We start from the raw sequence: 18,422 nt of genomic DNA on the forward strand, positions 1-18,422 counted from the left end.
TGATTGAGCTGCAAATTAACAATGTGCTTATCAACGTGCGTACCATATAAAACCCAAACAGCCTTTAGAACTCTTTAGGTTTTATTCTTCACCCTGGACGATGAGGTATATGAGTTAATGAAATTAAAAGATAACTAAAAATCAAAATATAACGATTACTTGCCAGCTTATAATGCCTGACTAAGACTTATCTTAATCAGCTTAGCCTAAAGTAAGTAGGCAGCAAGTAATAAGCTTACATAAGTAAATTATTCAACTAAGCAAATACAAGAAGCAGCGCCGCAAGTGAACTCACCCCGATGAGCTTACATCAGTAAGTGATTCGGGTGAGTGAATGCGGCGAACACCGCTGTAGCATCAAAAACGAGGGATACCCAAAGTTATTGGCGTTGCAGCAAGGCAGCAAGTGAACTCATCCCGATGAGCTTACATCAGTAAGTGATTCGGGTGAGTGAATGCGACGAACACAGCTGCGGCGTCAAGAACGCAGGGTCCAGCGTTCGGCTTTCCAGGCGGCTTGCTCCTCCGGCGTCAAAAACGTCCACGCAACAAACCGGCTCACCTTCTGCCCTTGTGCCATGTCAATGGTACGAACTTCTACTGCATTGGCATAACGCAGTGCATGATAAATAGCGGGCAATGTCGTCTTCTTGGAAATCAATGAGGTAAACCAGAAGCAGTTCTTCGCCTTGGTTGCGCTTTCCGCCACCATGCGGCTGACGAACCCTTCTTCACCGCCCTCACACCACAGCTCACTATTTTTACCACCAAAGTTTTGCACGGGCTTGAACGCGACTTCACCTTTGCCCAATTTGTGCAACTTGCGGCGCGTGGTTGCGGCGGCCTCTTCTGCGGAGCCATGGAACGGCGGATTACACAAGGTGGCATCGTAGCGCTCATTCAGTGCCAAAATCCCGTCAAAGATAGCTTGTGGGTCTTTCTGATGCTTAAGCCGCAACGTATTTTTCAGTGTCGGGTTCATGGAGACCACCATTTTTGCCGCACTGAGTGCTTGCGAATCAATGTCAGTCCCGGTAAAGCGCCAGCCATATTCTCGCTGACCAATAATCGGATAAATACAGTTAGCCCCGACACCGATATCCAGCAACGCGATATTTTTGCCCTGCGGGATCACTCCATCATTGCAACTGGCTAATAAATCAGCCAAATGATGCACATAATCAGCACGCCCCGGAATCGGCGGGCATAAGAAGTCTGCGGGAATATCCCAATATTCAATGCCATAAAAATGTTTTAACAAGGCTTTGTTTAACATTTTCACTGCCGCAGGATCAGCAAAATCGATAGAAATATCACCGTAAGCATTTGGGGCCAAAAAAGGGATTAATTCTGGGCAACTCACTGAAAGCGCATCAAAGTCATAACGCGAGCGATGACGGTTTCTAGGGTGCAATCCACTTTTTTCTTGCGGGAATACTTTTTTGTTTTCCATCGTACTGACTCTCTGATAGGCATTTTCTGGCGCGTAAGATAGCATAAATTAGCGCTCAGCGGGCGAGCAGCTAAAGAGACTGCTCGCCGCTAGCCCATTTATTGCTAGCCAGAATGGCTGACGGATTTGCCAGTTTTGGCCTTATGTGACCATCGTGCAATGGTAGGAATGTATGAGTACTGAAAATTATTATTACTACGAACCTGCGGCTGGCCATGGCCTGGCTCATGATCCTCTGAAATCGATTATTGGCCCACGTCCTATCGGGTGGATATCTTCGGTGAATCGTGCGGGCCAACGTAATCTCGCACCTTATAGTTTCTTTAATTGTTTTAGTGACCGCCCACCGATTATTGGTTTTTCCAGCAGTGGCTGGAAGGATAGTGTCGCCAATATTGCCGAGACCGGTGAGTTTGTGTGGAATTTGGCAACTCGACCACTGGCGATGGCCATGAATAACAGCTCCGCCACCCTGCCGTCGGAGCAAGATGAATTTCTGTTTGCTGGCTTGACGCCCAGAGCAGGTCGCTGCGTCAATGTCGATTGTGTGGCAGAAAGCCCGGTGAATTTCGAATGTAAACTGACCCAATGTATCCAGCTAAAAAATGCAGCAGGGGCAACGATTGATAACTGGCTAGTGCTAGGCGAAGTAATTGCGGTACATATTCATCGTGAATTAATTAATGCCGAGGGGATTTATCAAGCAATGGCGGCACAACCCATTTTACGTGGCGGCGGCCCCAGCACTTATTACCAAGTCTCCGACGATTTACGCTTTGACTTACTGCGGCCAGAGGGAACACAACCGCGGCAATAAATATTCAAATATTTTGAATGATTTACTCAATTCTATCCGGTTTTTAAATTTCAACAAGGGCGTAACATAGCTTCTATCGAAAGGGAGCGCCCTTTCAACCTTAAAACCGAATAGGAATACATCATGAAAAACATCAAAAATTTCGTTGCAGTTATCGCCCTCTCTACTCTGTCTTTCGGTAGCTTTGCCGCAGAATACGTTAACAGCCAAGATGCCGCTAAATTAGACCAAGTCGGTGTGATCTCTGTCAGTGGTGTCACCAGCCTAAGCAGCTTGAAAGCGCAACTGGCAGAAAAAGCCGATGCTGCCGGTGCTAAAGCCTTCACCATCACTTCAGCAACAGGCAATAACTTGATGCACGGTACTGCGGTTATTTATAACTAATCTACTGTTTATCTTTGAATTTACAGCAATGTTAGCGATATTCAAATTTCATCCCAACTAGCATTACTGCTAAAAAAGAAAAAGCCCATCAGTACTGTGTTAATCAGTGCTGGATGGGCTTTTTTTTGCTTACAAAATACCAAATTTACACTTAATCAAGCAGGGCATTTATTGCTTTGGCGAATGTGCGGCACATCATCTCATCCCCCTGCTGATTGTCGGCCAGCAGTTTATCGCCATCCACTATCCGCAGAGTGACATTTAAATCAAAATCTGCGGTGGGTTGCGGGCGCAAAGCGGCCTGTTCAATGGTTTGCTGTGCCAGCAGCCAAGCTTCTTCAACGGTTTGATTACACACATTTGCCAGATAATCTGGGTTAAAACCCTCTCCTGTCAGACTGCGCAGTGTCTCGTCATGGCTGACACTGTTGCCCGGCCGCCAATAATGTTGAGCCAGATCTGGGCCAACTGCCGGGTTATCCGTTAAATAGCCATCGCGTTTAAGGAAGAAAGCTCTGGTCTGCTCAACCGCCATCAGCGCCAGTAAATACCCTTGATAGGAGCACGCAGACTCCATCGACAGTAAGTGAGGAATAGCCAATGTTGGCCGTGGGCTACCACTGACGTCTAGAATTTTTAACTCAATATCCCGGGCTAATTGAGTTATGGCCTGTGGCGTGCGCTGTGCATCATCCCACTGATAAAGCTGCCATTCAAAATAAGGAACCAACAAGATATGTCGCTCATTAAAAGCACGCATAGGTTGCCGTGCCCGAATACTTTCTTGAATCAAGGCATCAGGAACGGGTTCGCCGGCACTGTTTTTGGCATAACGTTTTAACCAATCGGCATCATCGAGCAGGCTATCGCAGAACATAGATTGGGTTTCGGCGTAGGCCATAGATGTGGGCGGAAACTCCTGCGAAAAACAGGGCGCATTTTGCACAATATTGGCGAAATGCGCCGCGTGTCCACCTTCATGAAATAAGGTATTCAGCCCTGAGGCACCACTTCCGACCTGATCTGGCTTGGCCAAACTGGTGAAGTTGATCCGCGCCGGTATCCATTTCCCTTGGTCAACAAAAGGCGGAACCGGGCCATGCATAAAGCCATTTTCATATTTCCCCGGCCGAACCAGCAGATCCAAGTTCATCTGCGCGCCACGAAAACCAATATGCAACCGTTTAAAGCTATTGACCCAGCGGTCAAGGGAGTCGGCAAATGGGAAATAAGGGTCTAATTGGCGGGTAACATCACCACTGCTGGCATAGCGAATATTCCATGGCTCCAGTGTTTCCGCACCTTTTTCTGCGGCTAATTGCTGCAAGCTGCGCTGGTTAGCTACACGTGTCTGTTCTTCAAAGCGGTCCAAAATAGTGAACAGCTGTTCTGGCGTCATGCGCTCGGTTTTATTCACTTTGTAATCAAAGTAATTGCGATAGCCCATTTGCCGCGCAAACTTATTACGTAAATTGATTAACTCCGGTAAACCATTATGCAGTAGCCATTGTTCCAGCTCACGCAATGCCAAATGTGAACTGTGGCGGCATTCGGCGTTTTCATTGGTGCCTTGGTTGGTCAACAGCTCGCCCAATGAAGCAGGCACCCGCTCACCCGCAGCATTAATATGTGTCAGAGTAAAAGCTTTACGCCGCTGATAAAGATCTGATTCAGCAGAAATAATCTCATCAAGCAGTGCTTGCGTGTTGGGGTCTTCGATGGCATTACAGTCAAAAAAACGGTACCACCCCTGAAGCCCATGCATCAGTGCATCGCGCTCTGCGCTAGCAGGCTGACTTTCCACCGAGGCCATTAAGTCTCGTAATTCTTTTAGACGATGGCTTTGGGCGATAAACCGCTTGTAGGCCGTTTCTGCCGCAGAAAATTGCTGTGCAATATCAGCACCACCCAGCCCCATATAGTTCTGCCAGAAGAGATCTTCTTTAGCCTGATGGACCGCCAGATAATCGTGATTCAGAGCATTAAAGTAGTTCAAAGCCGGTTGCATAGCGTTCCTTTTCAGCAATATTCGAGTAAGAAAATCAATAGCCTTTTCTCAGTCTAGCACTGTCACAACAGACAACAAATGGCGATTATCATGAGGTAAAAACATACAGAAATGAGGCAAAAAACCGACTTAATTGATAAAAAGAGCGATTACCCTTTTAATATTCAATTAACAGGTCAAAAAATATATTTATTGGTCATAAACGCTGATTAGCTGACCCTTCGTGCGAAGAAAATATTTTATCGCGGAAGACACAATGGAAGAGATAAAAATAGAAAATCTCATACTGAAAAGTGGAATTTTGAAAAGTTTTCAGCACTTTTTAGCACGGTAAAAAATAGATAAATAACCCAATATGATAATTACAGGTTATTTATCTATTATATTGCTCACCACAGCTGAGCCGATGATTCAGCTGATTTTAATCTGTTGCAGCGCCTGCTCAACCGTCTCTGCCCGCCCAGTTGCCACCAAACAACATGCCAATTGCTTTTGGATAGCATCAGGGATTGGCAACTCACCCGCCAGACAGCTGGCAATCCAGCCTGCCGTTACTGCTGCATCTTTCGAATCTGGCAAGGCCAGCTCCGTCGGTTCGGGCTGGCGATCCAATAAAATTTGCTGCTCACCATGATTAATATAATGAATAGGCGGGCAGCGTAATGGATTGGCATAAACTTCCCCTTCAGTACCTTGCTGGAGCAGGGCTGGAGCATTGACTGACTGGAAGAAACCGCCCACTTTTTGCATATACTCAGGGTGAGAAACACTGGCCAGACGTAGCGCTTTGTCATGAATAAAGGGGGTTGCCAGTTTTGCCAGCGTATGACTGCTGTTTCTGACCCCCATACGCCAGCGTTGCTGTAACTGTTCATCTAATTGGGCTGATAATGCCGATACTGGGATAAACACAGGTAAACCTTGGTCCAGACGCTGTTGCGCGGCATTGGAGTCGAGTGACCATGGGATATTCAAGTGTTGGAAAATCTCGGCGCTGGTCACCCGGCTACTGTCTTCGGTTACCCCATGCACTACCACTGGCAGGCCAAGACGGGAAAGCAACAATGCCAGCAACGGGGTCAGATTAGCTTGTTTGCGCGCACCGTTATAGCTGGGGATCACCACCGGTAGTGGACGCCCCTGCGGCGCTCGCAGTGACATAACCTGTTCTTGCATCGCTTGGTAGAAACCTAAGATTTCCTGCTCAGATTCACCTTTAATTCGAAAGGCAATCAGGATACCGCCCAACTCCAATGCCGGAACCTGCCCTGCCAACATGGCTTTATACAGTTCATAGGCCGTCGCCTGATCCAGATCGCGAGCATGATTCTTACCACGCCCAATCTCTTTGATAATTTTGCTGTAATCCATGGTGCGGTGTTTCCCCTGTCGGTATGCGGTAAATATAAATCAGGCAAAATATTGCTTAAACTTTATCACTGATAGCAATAACTGTAAGAGGATTTATTGCCAGGGAGCCTGTGGGACAAAAGCCTCAACCAAGGCATCAATAGCCACCCGCAATCTAGCTGGCATTACGCCGCCTTTTAGCCAGACGGCATGGATAGGCAAACCCGGCCCTGTACTACCGGGCAGAATTTCCAATAACTGACCTGAGCGCAATGCTTCACCCACTAACCAACGGGGCAGCAAAGCCACTCCCTGACCGGCAAGTGTTGCCGCCGCTACCGCGGCAATATTATCAAAGCGTAATCGACTGGCTGGTATTACCCACTGAATCTGCCCTTGGCTATCCCATAACTGCCATGCTTCAAGATGACCGTTTTGTAATTTACTAATAGTGCGATGCCCAGCTAGCTCATGCCAATGTTGCGGATAACCATAGGAGGCGAAGTACTCACGGCTGCCACACAACACTTGCTGCTGTTCACCTAACTTGCGAGCTACCAGCCCCGCAGCATCACCGGTCTCCCCAATGCGCACTGCTAAATCGATACCCGACTCGGCAAAATCTACCCGCTGGTTGGAAAACAGCACTTCAATCTCTAGTGCGGGATAATTATCCGCCAGCGTGAGCAGTGTCGGCATCACCCATTGCTGACCAAATAATACCGGTAATGAAATTCTTAACCGGCCACTTGGCGCTGTCGCCCGCGCGGCTAAGTGTGCTTCTGCGGCATCAAGAGCAGTCAAGGCGCGGACACAATCGGCATAGAAAATTCGTCCCTCATCCGTCAGTGATAAGCTGCGAGTTGTCCGCTGGAATAAACGCACTGATAGCCGCTCTTCCAGACGAGCAACCGCTTTACCTACTGTTGAGCGAGACAGCCCAAGTTGCTCGGCCGCTCGGCTAAACCCTTCCGCCTGCACTGCCTGTACAAATGCCCGGATGCCATTGAGGCGATCGCTGGAAATCATTGCGACTCCTTGATTACTGCTATTAACGAGCTTGTCTATTGGAGAAATATTATCGTCAATTAGACGCCAAACTAGCGCCACCGGCTATATGAATTCGCCAGTAAACTACAAAGTCTATCAGCTAGCTAACCGATGATGAGTCACTATCAGCATGCATAAAATCGTACCTAACCTATCAGCCTCAACGAACACCGCCCCACATCTAATTAGGATGCTGATGGGTATCAGTATTGCCAGCTTTCTCGGCTGCATTGATTTTACAGTCGTTAACACCGCCATCCCGGCGATTGCGCAGGATATGTCTGCCAGTATTCATCGTGTCCAATGGGTAGTTTCACTATTTCTAATGGCCCTATGTGCTTTTATGGTCACCGCTGGAAGACTGGCCGACTTATATGGCCGGCGGCGGGTGCTTTATTTGGCAATGATCGCCTTTGGCTTATCATCTCTGGGAGCGGGATTAGCCGAGAGCATCATGGTGTTGAATGGCTGGCGCTTTATTCAAGGTGCCGCCTGTGCCGTTTTGTATACCGTCACGGTGACTATTGTGGCAGATGCATTCCCCACTCATCAGCGGGGGCGCGCTGTTGGCATGTTACTGGGCGTGAATGGGTTAGGACTGGCATTAGGGCCAGTTCTCGGTGGCATCGTGGTTAGCACCTTGGGCTGGCGCTGGGTATTTTTGTTAAACATCCCCTTAATTCTACTTAGTTTTGCCTTTTGTCTCGGCAATATACGGGAATCCCGCTTATCTGAAGGGCGTCCGGTATTAGATATTGCAGGAGTGGTTTTACTAGTCAGTGCGCTGGCAAGTTTACTGTTGGGCATCAATCAAGGCGCTGAATGGGGGTGGCTAAGCCATAAAACTCTCGCTGTTATCGCCGTCGCAATATTGCTCTTGGTGGCCTTTTTCCATATTGAAAGCCGTGTCCCTGCCCCTTTGGTTAAATTGAGTCTATTTCGTATCCCCGCCTTTGCTATTGCTTGTCTGGCAAGTGCGTTATTGGCCTTTTTCTACTGTGCCGCTTTCTTCTTGATGCCGATATATCTGGAAGGTACTCGCCATTACAGTGGATTAATCCTCGGCCTGCTCTTACTCCCTACCACCGCCATTATGGCACTGATTTCGCCACTGATTGGCCGTTGGGTTGATGCAGCTGGCGCGCGTCCTCCCTTGATCCTTGGTTTTGTTGCACTGGCACTCTCTGCCGGTTTACAGGCGACATTCACTGCAAACAGTGCGCTATGGATAATTATTGTTGCCTTTAGTTTAATGGGCATTGGCTGGGGGGCAATTCTCAGCCCTGCGGCTGTTAGCGCGCTGAACGCGGTCTCTACTGAGCAAGGAGGAAGCGCGATGGGAGTAGCCTGGACCTTACATAATCTTGGCGGGGCTATTGGCCTTGCGGTATCAAGCTTGATTTACACCACTTTCTATCAAGGATATCAAGCCGCTATGCTGTTCTTGGTGAGCATATCGCTGGTAGGACTGTTAACTGTCAGTTGGCGCGGAAAACAGGCCACAACTGCGGAACAACCACAGCAGTGACCTGTATATCACTATGGGTTGTTCAGCTCTTCCGGCGGGCTAAATAGCACACGGTAGATGGCACCGCCTAAAGCACCTCCGACTAGCGGTGCCAGCCAGAATACCCACAATTGCTGCAATGCAATACCACCGGCAAAAATAGCCACACCGGTGCTGCGCGCCGGGTTTACCGAGGTATTATCCACTGGGATACTGATCAAGTGAATCAGTGTGAGACATAGCCCGATAGCGAGTGGCGCGGCGGCAGGGTGCGAACCTTTGTCCGTCGCGCCCATAATAACCATGACAAATCCCATGGTTAAAACCACCTCCGCAACTAATACGGCTTGTAAGCTATACCCCCCCGGTGAGCGCACACCAAAACCATTGCTGGCAAACCCGGCACTGACATCAAAACCGGCTTTACCACTGGCGATTAAGTACAAAATGGCGGCCCCGGCCAATCCCCCGAGGACCTGCGCCACAATATAGGGGACTAACTGTGCGCCGGAGAAACGACCACCGACCCATAAACCGAGCGATACCGCCGGGTTAAAATGCGCGCCCGAGATATGCCCCAAGGCATAAGCCATGGTGACGACAGTTAGCCCGAATGCCAACGCCACACCGAGAAACCCAATACCCGCCACCGGGAACATTGCAGCCAATACCGCACTGCCACACCCGCCTAACACCAGCCAGAAAGTGCCAATAAACTCTGCCATTAGCTGTTTCATTCTGCTTCACCCTACCCGCTAAACATGTCGATAACAGTCAGCGTTACCGCTAACCAATAACCAGCAATTTACACCGGAGGTACTGTCTGGCTTGACTTGTTAGGTTCAGCTCACCAGCGGCTTATATAATCTTAGTCACTGGATTTATGCCTATAGAGAAAGATTTCAGATCGAATACTTTTTTAACTGGATTATTCGTTAACAGCCGTTATTAAACCGCCCGCTTGCGCCGCCCTTTTTTCACTCCGGTTTTAGCCGGTGTCTTGACGATTTTAGCCGGAGCTATCACGCCCTCTGGCATATCCGGCTGTTCAATAGGGAAAACCGGTAGCGCAGCTAGCAGGCGCGAACCATAACCCTTGGTCAATAAACGCCGGTCATAAATAACAATTTCACCATGACAGGCATTACTGCGAATCAAGCGCCCAACCTGCTGAATTAAGTTGAACGAAGCGCTTGGCAAGCTTTGCACTTCAAACGGGTAACGATTCAGAGACTTTAACCATTCACCTTCCGTCAGGATCACCGGGCTATCGATAGGCGGGAATGAAATCTTGTGAATATGAACCTGAGTCAACAATTCACCTTTCAGATCTAACCCTTCGGCAAAGGATTGCAAACCAATCAAGACGCTGGCGGTACCACTGTTCACCCGCTTACGGTGCTCTTCGACCAGCCGATAGCGCGGTTGATCCCCTTGGACCAGTAGCATCAACCGCAGATCCGTGACATGGCTGAGAAATGTTTGCATCGCCCGATGGCTGCTAAATAGAATCAACATGCCTTTATGTCGCCCGCTGGCGTGTTGCGCGCGGAAGAATTGCGCCATCTCAGCCAAATGTTCAGCTTCATGCGCCATAGTCGGCTCGTGACGCATTTTGGGAATAATAAGCTTCCCTTGCTCAATATGATTAAATGGCGATGACAATGTTTCAAACCGGTCACCGGCTTTCTCACTTAAGCCACTAAGCTCCTGTAAACGCGCAAAACTATTGAGTGAGCGCAAGGTTGCTGAGGTCACAATCACATGGGGGACTTTGCGCCATAACATTTTATCGAGCTGATCACTGACCCGAATCCCCACGCAGTGAAAATAGAGATGCGTTTGGTTGTCGCGATAGTCCCGGGTCACCCACTTGGAAATTGGTGCATTTGAGGCTTTTGCCATTGCTGCCAACCGCCAGAGTTTACTCATGGCCTCCAGATAGCCCAACGACCGGCTCATCTGCAAAATGGCCCGATGCAGCCGCACAATATCGTGCTTACCGGTTTGCTCACTCAAATCATTGAGCACAAACTCGGCTAAGCCGCGCAAAGCATCGGTCAATTTGAATAATTTTGCGCAATCTTCCGTCAAACTCCCCGGCAGTTCACCCATTTCAAAGCGGTACACCGCTGGGCTGCCATCTGTGGGGAGCAGTTGACTAACCTGTTGCTCGACACTCAGCATTAGCTCGCGCAATTGCTCACAATGGTCTTTCAAGCGCTCAGGATTTGATAAGCCCGGCGGATTTTTAGGCCGGTATTGCACCATGCATTGGTCCACCAGCCGCACAATCATGTCTAACTGCATGTTGGCAAAAACGGCGGTAATTTCACCTTCAATTTCCAATGCATCGCGCGCGACATCCGGCAAATGGTGGCCTTCATCCAGCACTAACAGCAACTCTTTCGGATTGGGCAGTACCGACTCGGTTTCCAATGCCGCCATCACTAATGCATGGTTGGCGACCACCACATCGGCACTTTCTATCTCTTTGCGAGCAATAAAAAACGGACATTCACGAAAATAGTGGCAATTACGCCCAAGGCAGTTGGCTTTATCCGTGCTCAATTTGGTCCATAAGCTGTCACTGAGTGATAACTTATGATGGTCACGCAGCCCGTCCCAAGAATGGTTATTCAACGACTTAGAAAGTGTCAGACAAGTTGCCTGTTCCTCACCATTCGCGGGGGCCAGTTCATCACCAAGAAATAGGGATAAATCCCCTTGGCCAGACACATCGGTGCACATTGCCGCCAGATTACGCGGACAAACGTACCGCCCGCGCCCGAAGGCACCGGTGAATTTGAGGTCAGGAATAATTTTCTTCAACAGCGGCAAATCTTTACTGTAAATCTGATCCTGTAGCGCCACGTTCGCCGTGCTCACCACCAGCGGCTTGCTTTCTGCGCGACCCACGGCAATGCCGGGAATCAGATAAGACAGTGTTTTGCCCACACCCGTCGGAGCTTCAATAGCCAAATGACGGCCAGCATCGCCCGCCAGTGTTTTCGCCACTTCGGCGATCATCTGGCGCTGTGGCGCCCGAGGAATAAAATCCGGAATCTGCTGCGAAAGCGCCTTATACCACTGACTAATTTGTTCTTTTACTGCTGGGGACAACGCCATGCATATCTTATCTAAACTGAATGTTGCCCTATTCTCCCACACCACAACGCTCACGTCAGCCCGAAAGCATAGATGCGGTAGCTGAAATCCCCTGCTTGCGCAAATGACAGTGAGATGAAATTTACGCAATGTCGCAGTTATTTATGATTTGTCATAAATGTATCACACAGATGCGGTAAAAATTCTGCGCTGGATGAATTCAGATAGATATTGAATACAGCAAAAAATTCTACTACTCGCGTCTTTTTTAATAAGAGAAACAGGGCAAAAATATGAAACGTAATATTCTGGCAATCCTGGTACCTGCTTTATTAGTTGCCACCACCTCACATGCAGCAGAAATCTATAATAAAGACGGTAACAAACTTGATTTATATGGAAAAGTAAAAGCATTGCATTACTTCTCTGATAATAATAAAAGTGATGGCGATAAATCTTACGTCCGTTTTGGTTTTAAAGGCGTAACCCAAATTACTGACCAATTGACCGGTTACGGTCAGTGGGAATATAACATTGCGGCTAACTATGCAGAAAGCCAAGAAACGAAAGATAATAAAACACGTTTAGCGTTTGCTGGTTTACGTTATGGGAAATTAGGTTCAATCGATTATGGTCGTAACTACGGCGTGTTATATGATATCGCCGCTTGGACAGATATGTTGCCGGAATTCGGTAACGACAGCTACACCAGAACCGATAACTTTTTAACTGGCCGTACAACTGGCGTTGCGACTTACCGCAACACCGATTTCTTCGGTTTAGTTGATGGATTGAAGTTCTCTCTGCAATACCAAGGCAAAAATGGCAGCGAGACTGACAGCACCAATGGCCGTGCTGATGCCGCTAAGCAGAATGGCGATGGCTTCGGTTTGTCTTCCAGCTATGAGATTGGTGCCGGCGTGAGTGTGGGTGCGGCTTACTCCTCATCGAATCGTACTGCTGCTCAGAAAAACGGTGCCTTTGGTAAAGGCGATAAAGCCGATGCCTGGACTACCGGTCTGAAATATGATGATAACGGTGTTTATTTGGGCGCAACTTATGCTGAAACCCGTAATATGACCCCTATTTCCGGTACTGCGGTGATTAATAATGTATCAACCAGCGTAAGTGGTTTTGCTAATAAAACCCAGAACGTTGAGTTAGTCGCACAATATCTGTTCGATTTCGGTTTGAAACCGTCTTTGGCTTATATTCAGTCTAAAGGCAAAGATATCGAAGGTATTGGTGATGCAGATTTAGTTAAGTATGTTGATATTGGCGCTTACTATTACTTCAATAAAAATATGTCTACCTACGTTGATTATAAAATCAACCAACTGAATGATGATAACAAGCTGAAATTAAATACAGACAACGTTGTTGCTGTCGGCTTGGTTTATCAGTTCTAAGCGATACACATCGGTATTATCCTCATTGTTTGAATGCTTCATCGTGACTTGTGAATTTTATTAGGCTTAGCCATTTTTATTTTGCCGGGAGTTATCTCCCGGCTTTATTTTTTATAAATAATGATAGTTATTTATTAACAGGAACAGACAGTAACCCAATATCACGTAACACTTCTGCCACTGCGCCTTTGCGTTTGGCTGCTGTCTTACCCACTTTTTGCGAAAAATCAGCTTGCTGAATCCAATGTTGATAGCGATTTTCACCTAGCGCTTTATCGACCTGTACCATCAGCGGCACCAGCCGAACACCGATGTTATCAAGACTGTGATAGGGCCATTTTTTCTGCTCATCGGAAAAAGGAGCCATAAAATCAAGCGCTTTAATCAAACTACTGTTTTGAGGGGTTTGGTAGCGCCACAGGTCAATGTGGACTTTATCGGCTAATTGGGCCATCAGTGTGGCCGCCTGCAAACTGAAATAGCTGTAATGGAAAGAGCGGGTTCGCGCCAGTTCTAAAGGTTGCGAACCATCCGCTGCTAATTGAGTATCCAGCTTAGTTTTCAGCAATTGCGCCATCTCAACCACCACATGCGGTTGTTGTAGATACCAAGCTATTCCAGCCACTTGCACCGCATACCAGTTACCATGATTATTCAGTGCTGCGGCCTCTTTTTTACCTGCCGGACTGTGACGCAACCATGCCAGATATTCTGTCATCCACTGCCGCATCTGCTTTTCATCTTGCGCTGTCCAGTGCTTATTCTGCTGTAACATAATCAGTGAATCGACAATGCGAGTAGCAAAATAGCGCCCATCCAAAACCCCGGTTCCTCGTCCAGCGGCAATTCCCGGCACACCTTGTGCAAAATTGAGATTCGGGTTCATCCGGGTTTGTGGGGCAATAAACCAGGTTCTGATCAGGCTGATGGCTTTATCGGCATACTTTTGTTGGCCGGAAAAATACCAAGCTAAAGTCAGTGTTTGTACCTGAGCCGTGAAATCAGCCAAACGCACACCATCGCTGTCAGCATTTTTACTGGCAGGATTAATCTGCCCATCTTTACGTATCCAAGGTAAACCATCGCTTTTTTGGCCGTCAGGCCACCAGTAGGCGCTCAAACTAAGATAATCATGTTTAGAACCACTGGGGGGTACGTTATTTTTATCCATCACACTGAAATCGGGCCGTTTTAGCGCTTTATCTGCCTGCTGCAATAGCTGGTGATAAGCTTGCCAGGTTTCTGTGGGGATCTGCCCTTGCTCCGTCTGTTTTTCCTGCATAATGACTCGCTGATTATGCTGTAACGCACTGGCAGATAAGAAGGCATAGTCACTCTGTGCGGCATTAGCCACTGCCCCACCACCGAGAAGCAGCAACATCGCCAGCACAAAATAAGAGAGTGAGAAATTCATTGTGCGAATATCCGGCTGGCTATCCATGCGTAAAACCCCCATAAATTATCCACCTTGTCTGATAACGAGTCATGTCTGCGTGGTCATTTTATGCATCATGCCTGAAGTATTTTTAGCTTTCCCAAGAAGTACAGATTTTGTCACTGTTTATTAACCTAACCATGGTCTCTGACAAGAATAACCCTCTGTTTTAGCGCAAATTTCAGTCAAAAAATTAAAACGAAAAAAAATGATAAAAAGCTTTGCTAACGATCACTATTCTCATGTTTACTGGTGCATCCGTGTTTTCTGCTGCTTTCTTATTGAATAACTATGCTGAAGCAAAATAGTCGTAACCTGTGGTTGCTGGTCGGTTCATTGTTCACCTTATACTTCGTCTGGGGTTCAACTTATCTGGTCATTCGTATCGGGGTCGAAAGCTGGCCCCCCTTGATGATGGCTGGACTACGCTACTTGATTGCCGGGATATTGCTGTTCAGCTACCTTGCCATTCGTGGTCATGCCCTGCCAACTTTGCGCCAATGGATGGGTGCCAGTGCTATCGGTATCTTATTATTGGCTATCGGTAATGGGCTGGTCACCATCGCGGAACACCAGCATGTCCCTTCTGGAATTGCCGCAGTGATGGTAGCCACTGTCCCACTGTTCACTTTGTGTTTCAGCATGTTATGGGGTATGCGTAACACAAAACTGGAATGGTCGGGGATTGCTCTCGGGTTAGTCGGTATCATATTACTTAATACTGGCAGTAACTTGTTAGGTAACCCGGTGGGGGCAATGTTGATATTGTTGGCTTCAGCCAGTTGGGCATTTGGCTCAGTCTGGAGTTCACGTCTGGCGCTACCCAGTGGGGCAATGTCCGGTGCGGCACAAATGCTGGTCGCTGGGGTGGTTCTGTTGCTTGCCAGCACCATCAGTGGTGAAGAGCTGAACCAGATGCCATCAATGGGCGGGATTCTCTCATTACTTTATCTGATTGTTTTCGGTTCAATGCTTGCCATCAGCGCCTATATGTTTTTGCTAAAAAATGTCCGCCCTGCAGTAGCCACCAGTTATGCCTATGTAAACCCGGTTGTTGCCGTATTACTGGGGATTGGCTTTGCCGGTGAGAGCCTATCAACCACCGAGTGGTGTGCATTGGCAGTTATTGTTTCTGCTGTGGTATTGGTCACTCTGGGGAAATTTCTGTTTAAAACCCGTTAATCTCTACATAGCAAGAATGCAACATGGTTGTTTCATTTAGTGAACGGGCTATAATTCACGCTGTTTAGATAAAAAGTGAAAATAATTATGCTGAGAAAGGCACTCATTATCCTGATTGCGGTAATGGCTCTGAGTTCGTTAGGCGGCGTTTTTCTGGCTGGGCTGAACATTTATACTCGTTCAACCACCCCACATGAAACTGAAACCACTGAATCTAGCCCATTGTCTGATATTGGCCCTGCAGGTTTGTCCAACAACGGTCAGGAATCACCATAAGCACGCATCCAACGCGGCAAGAGTGATAAGCAAAAAGTGCATAAGACCGAGCTTAACGGCTAACTTATGCACTCATCGATTTCATAAATAACTATTTATATTCGGCCAAAAGCTATTGCTTCAGTACCCAGATATAATACTGCCCATTCTTCTGTTCGGCCCCTTCCAAAATCTTCTCAAACCCAGGGAAATACTGGCCCCAACTCGCAAGGCTGCGAATGTAAAGTAGCCAAGGTTCATCATCACGACCAAAGCTTTCACCGGGCATCACAATTGGAATACCCGGTGGATAGGGAATCACCCCAACCGCCGAAATACGCCCTGCCAAGCTATCCAGTGGCAACAGTTCACAACGCCCGGCCATATGATGTTGAAAAGCCAGACGGGGCAAGGTAACTGGAGTAGGTAAATGACCAAATGCCTCGGCCTGTAATTTATCCATTTCACTGGTTTTCATATAAGCAAACATCTTGTCACACAGCTCACGTAAGCCCATATGTCCGTATTGTTGCGGGTAATTTGTTGCCAGTTCAGGTAAGCAAATAGAGATCGGCGTGTTGCTGTCGTAGTGCTGTTTAAACTCCAGTAACACATTGATTAATGTGCCCCACTTCCCCTTGGTCACCCCCACGGAGAACAGACATAACACCATAAAGTCTGTGGTGCGTGACGGAACAATGCCCCGTTGCCCCAGAAATTCAGTCACTATCGCGGCGGGGATACCATTTTTCAGCAGAACACCATCATCCCCCATCCCCGGCACCATGATCCCCGCTTTAATCGGATCTAGCATGCACCAGTCATCATCTAGCTGATCAAATCCATGCCACTGATCACCGGGTTTGAGAACCCAACATTCAGGATCTGTGGTTAATTGATCTCTTGAAGCCTGAGCAAACGGAATTTTTTGGCCACTCTCTTTATCTGTAATTTCAGGGATGTTCCACGGCTTAAAGAACCACTCGCCTTGCTCGGCAAAGGCATCATGTGCGCGTGCTAAAGCTAAGCGAAAATCGACAGCTTCATTAATGACTTCTTGGGTTAACGCCAGCCCTTGCGAGCCATCCATCATTGCCGCACCAACCTCATTGGCGGCAATAATGGCATACAGCGGCGAAGTGGTGGATTGCAGCATATAAGACTCATTAAAACGTGAGTGCTCGATAGGTTTTTTACCATTCCTTACATGGATATATGAAGCTTGGGACAGTGCTGCTAACAATTTATGTGTTGATTGCGTGGCAAAAACAGTCGGTCCTTCAGGATCATGGTCAACGGGAGAGCCACGCATGGCAAATCTATCTTGGTACAAGGGATTAAAACGGGCGTAAGCATACCAAGCTTCATCAAAATGAATCTGATCAACACTTTTTGCCAATAGATCCTGCGCCTGTCTGGCGTTGTAGCACATACCATCATAAGTACAATTGGTGACCACGGCATAAACAGGTTTGCTATCAGGAACTAATGCCAGAAGTGGATTCTGCGCAATGTTCTTAGCAATAACCGCGGGTTGGAATTGAGATTTGGGGATCGGGCCGATGATGCCATAGCGATTGCGTGTCGGAATAAAAAAAACCGGCAATGCACCCGATAACACCAGCCCCTGCTCAATCGACTTATGGCAATTACGATCACATAGCGCGATCTGTTTATCGCCTACCACGGCGGTCATAATGGCGCGGTTAGAACCGGAAGTACCATTGAGCATCGAATAACTGATATGTGCCCCGAAAACCTGTGCTGCATAGGCCTCGGACTCTTTTATTGGCCCACTGTGATCGAGTAGCGATCCCAAAGACCCTCTCTCAATACCGGTATCTGACCGGAAAAGATTCTCACCAAAGAAATCAAGAAATTCGCGACCTACTGCTGTTTTACTAAATGCGACGCCGCCCTGATGCCCAGGTGCAGCCCATGAATATTCGGGATTGTCTTGAGTATATTGAAACAGGGCTTTGGTGAAGGGAGGTAATAGCTGTTGATAATATTTGCTGATCAATGCATTTGCGCGGGCGGCTATAAACTCGGCAGTATCTTCATGCATCCAGACAAATTCATTCACCAGTTTCATCGTTTCTAGATTCAGGCTATTGATACAAGAATGTTCTGCCATCAATAACACTGGGATAGATTTATTACGATGGCGAATTTCTTGCAACAAAGCAAAAGCCTGACTGTGGGATTCATCATCATTGCCACCGGAAGTCCAATCGACAAAAATACAACACAAAGAGGAGTCTGAAGCGACTGTCGCGCTGCCATCTTCGAATGTTGCAGCTGCAATAACATTAAAATTTATATCATCCAGTGCAATGATTAACTCATTGACCGCACGACCATTAGCCGTATTAATATCGCGAATATTACTGTCTACGATTAGAACATTACGTTTCTTATGGCGACTTAAATCAATCATTATATCTCTCCCTTTATATATGAC

Annotated in this window: 14 protein-coding genes; 6 read left to right on the forward strand and 8 right to left on the reverse strand. The window is 47.5% G+C overall.

Annotated elements, in window-relative coordinates:
- Window positions 1–478: 478 nt before the first annotated feature.
- Window positions 479–1,453: a 23S rRNA (adenine(1618)-N(6))-methyltransferase RlmF gene (gene rlmF, locus FTA96_RS08785; protein ID WP_172665632.1), complete on the reverse strand. Its 975-nt coding sequence runs from the start codon at window positions 1,451–1,453 to the stop codon at window positions 479–481.
- 172 nt (window positions 1,454–1,625) lie between these two features.
- On the opposite strand from rlmF, the gene FTA96_RS08790 reads away from it, so the two are divergent.
- Window positions 1,626–2,270 (forward strand): flavin reductase family protein, encoded by a 645-nt coding sequence (locus tag FTA96_RS08790; RefSeq protein ID WP_145573608.1) that lies wholly within the window; start codon window positions 1,626–1,628, stop codon window positions 2,268–2,270.
- A gap of 123 nt (window positions 2,271–2,393) precedes the next feature.
- Window positions 2,394–2,654, forward strand: a complete 261-nt coding sequence (bhsA, locus tag FTA96_RS08795; RefSeq protein WP_050122347.1) for a multiple stress resistance protein BhsA — start codon at window positions 2,394–2,396, stop codon at window positions 2,652–2,654.
- Between the two features lie 151 nt (window positions 2,655–2,805).
- Here the strand turns inward: bhsA and FTA96_RS08800 are convergent, their stop codons facing one another.
- From FTA96_RS08800 to FTA96_RS08810, 3 genes are all read right to left on the reverse strand, one after another.
- Window positions 2,806–4,662 carry a M3 family metallopeptidase gene (locus tag FTA96_RS08800; protein ID WP_145573609.1) on the reverse strand — a complete coding sequence of 619 codons (1,857 nt, stop codon included), beginning with the start codon at window positions 4,660–4,662 and terminating at the stop codon, window positions 2,806–2,808.
- A 411-nt stretch (window positions 4,663–5,073) separates the two neighbouring features.
- Complete coding sequence (ybiB, locus tag FTA96_RS08805; protein ID WP_145530304.1) at window positions 5,074–6,033, reverse strand: DNA-binding protein YbiB; 960 nt, start codon at window positions 6,031–6,033, stop codon at window positions 5,074–5,076.
- Between the two features lie 93 nt (window positions 6,034–6,126).
- Window positions 6,127–7,041, reverse strand: a complete 915-nt coding sequence (locus FTA96_RS08810) for a LysR family transcriptional regulator (protein WP_145573611.1) — start codon at window positions 7,039–7,041, stop codon at window positions 6,127–6,129.
- A 217-nt stretch (window positions 7,042–7,258) separates the two neighbouring features.
- Between FTA96_RS08810 and FTA96_RS08815 the strand changes: the two genes are divergently transcribed.
- A complete protein-coding gene (locus FTA96_RS08815; protein ID WP_235897452.1) occupies window positions 7,259–8,590 on the forward strand; it encodes an MFS transporter in 1,332 nt (443 codons plus the stop codon).
- Window positions 8,591–8,601: 11 nt separating this feature from the next.
- Here FTA96_RS08815 and aqpZ read toward each other — a convergent pair whose 3' ends face one another.
- Complete coding sequence (aqpZ, locus tag FTA96_RS08820; RefSeq protein ID WP_050107624.1) at window positions 8,602–9,306, reverse strand: aquaporin Z; 705 nt, start codon at window positions 9,304–9,306, stop codon at window positions 8,602–8,604.
- 211 nt (window positions 9,307–9,517) lie between these two features.
- Window positions 9,518–11,698 carry an ATP-dependent DNA helicase DinG gene (dinG, locus tag FTA96_RS08825; protein ID WP_145573615.1) on the reverse strand — a complete coding sequence of 727 codons (2,181 nt, stop codon included), beginning with the start codon at window positions 11,696–11,698 and terminating at the stop codon, window positions 9,518–9,520.
- A 272-nt stretch (window positions 11,699–11,970) separates the two neighbouring features.
- On the opposite strand from dinG, the gene ompF2 reads away from it, so the two are divergent.
- Window positions 11,971–13,086, forward strand: coding sequence for a porin OmpF2 (gene ompF2, locus FTA96_RS08830; protein ID WP_050107628.1), 1,116 nt, complete (start codon window positions 11,971–11,973; stop codon window positions 13,084–13,086).
- Between the two features lie 127 nt (window positions 13,087–13,213).
- Here ompF2 and FTA96_RS08835 read toward each other — a convergent pair whose 3' ends face one another.
- A complete protein-coding gene (locus FTA96_RS08835; RefSeq protein WP_145573617.1) occupies window positions 13,214–14,542 on the reverse strand; it encodes an alginate lyase family protein in 1,329 nt (442 codons plus the stop codon).
- 270 nt (window positions 14,543–14,812) lie between these two features.
- On the opposite strand from FTA96_RS08835, the gene yedA reads away from it, so the two are divergent.
- Together yedA and FTA96_RS08845 are read left to right on the forward strand one after the other, a co-directional pair.
- Window positions 14,813–15,703, forward strand: a complete 891-nt coding sequence (gene yedA, locus FTA96_RS08840; RefSeq protein ID WP_050107631.1) for a drug/metabolite exporter YedA — start codon at window positions 14,813–14,815, stop codon at window positions 15,701–15,703.
- Window positions 15,704–15,790: 87 nt separating this feature from the next.
- Window positions 15,791–15,979 (forward strand): hypothetical protein, encoded by a 189-nt coding sequence (locus FTA96_RS08845; RefSeq protein WP_025377722.1) that lies wholly within the window; start codon window positions 15,791–15,793, stop codon window positions 15,977–15,979.
- 112 nt (window positions 15,980–16,091) lie between these two features.
- Here FTA96_RS08845 and FTA96_RS08850 read toward each other — a convergent pair whose 3' ends face one another.
- A complete protein-coding gene (locus tag FTA96_RS08850; RefSeq protein WP_050145068.1) occupies window positions 16,092–18,398 on the reverse strand; it encodes an Orn/Lys/Arg family decarboxylase in 2,307 nt (768 codons plus the stop codon).
- Between the last annotated feature and the right edge of the window lie 24 nt (window positions 18,399–18,422).

The organism is Yersinia alsatica, assembly GCF_902170305.1.
Classification (GTDB): Bacteria; Pseudomonadota; Gammaproteobacteria; order Enterobacterales; family Enterobacteriaceae; genus Yersinia; species Yersinia alsatica.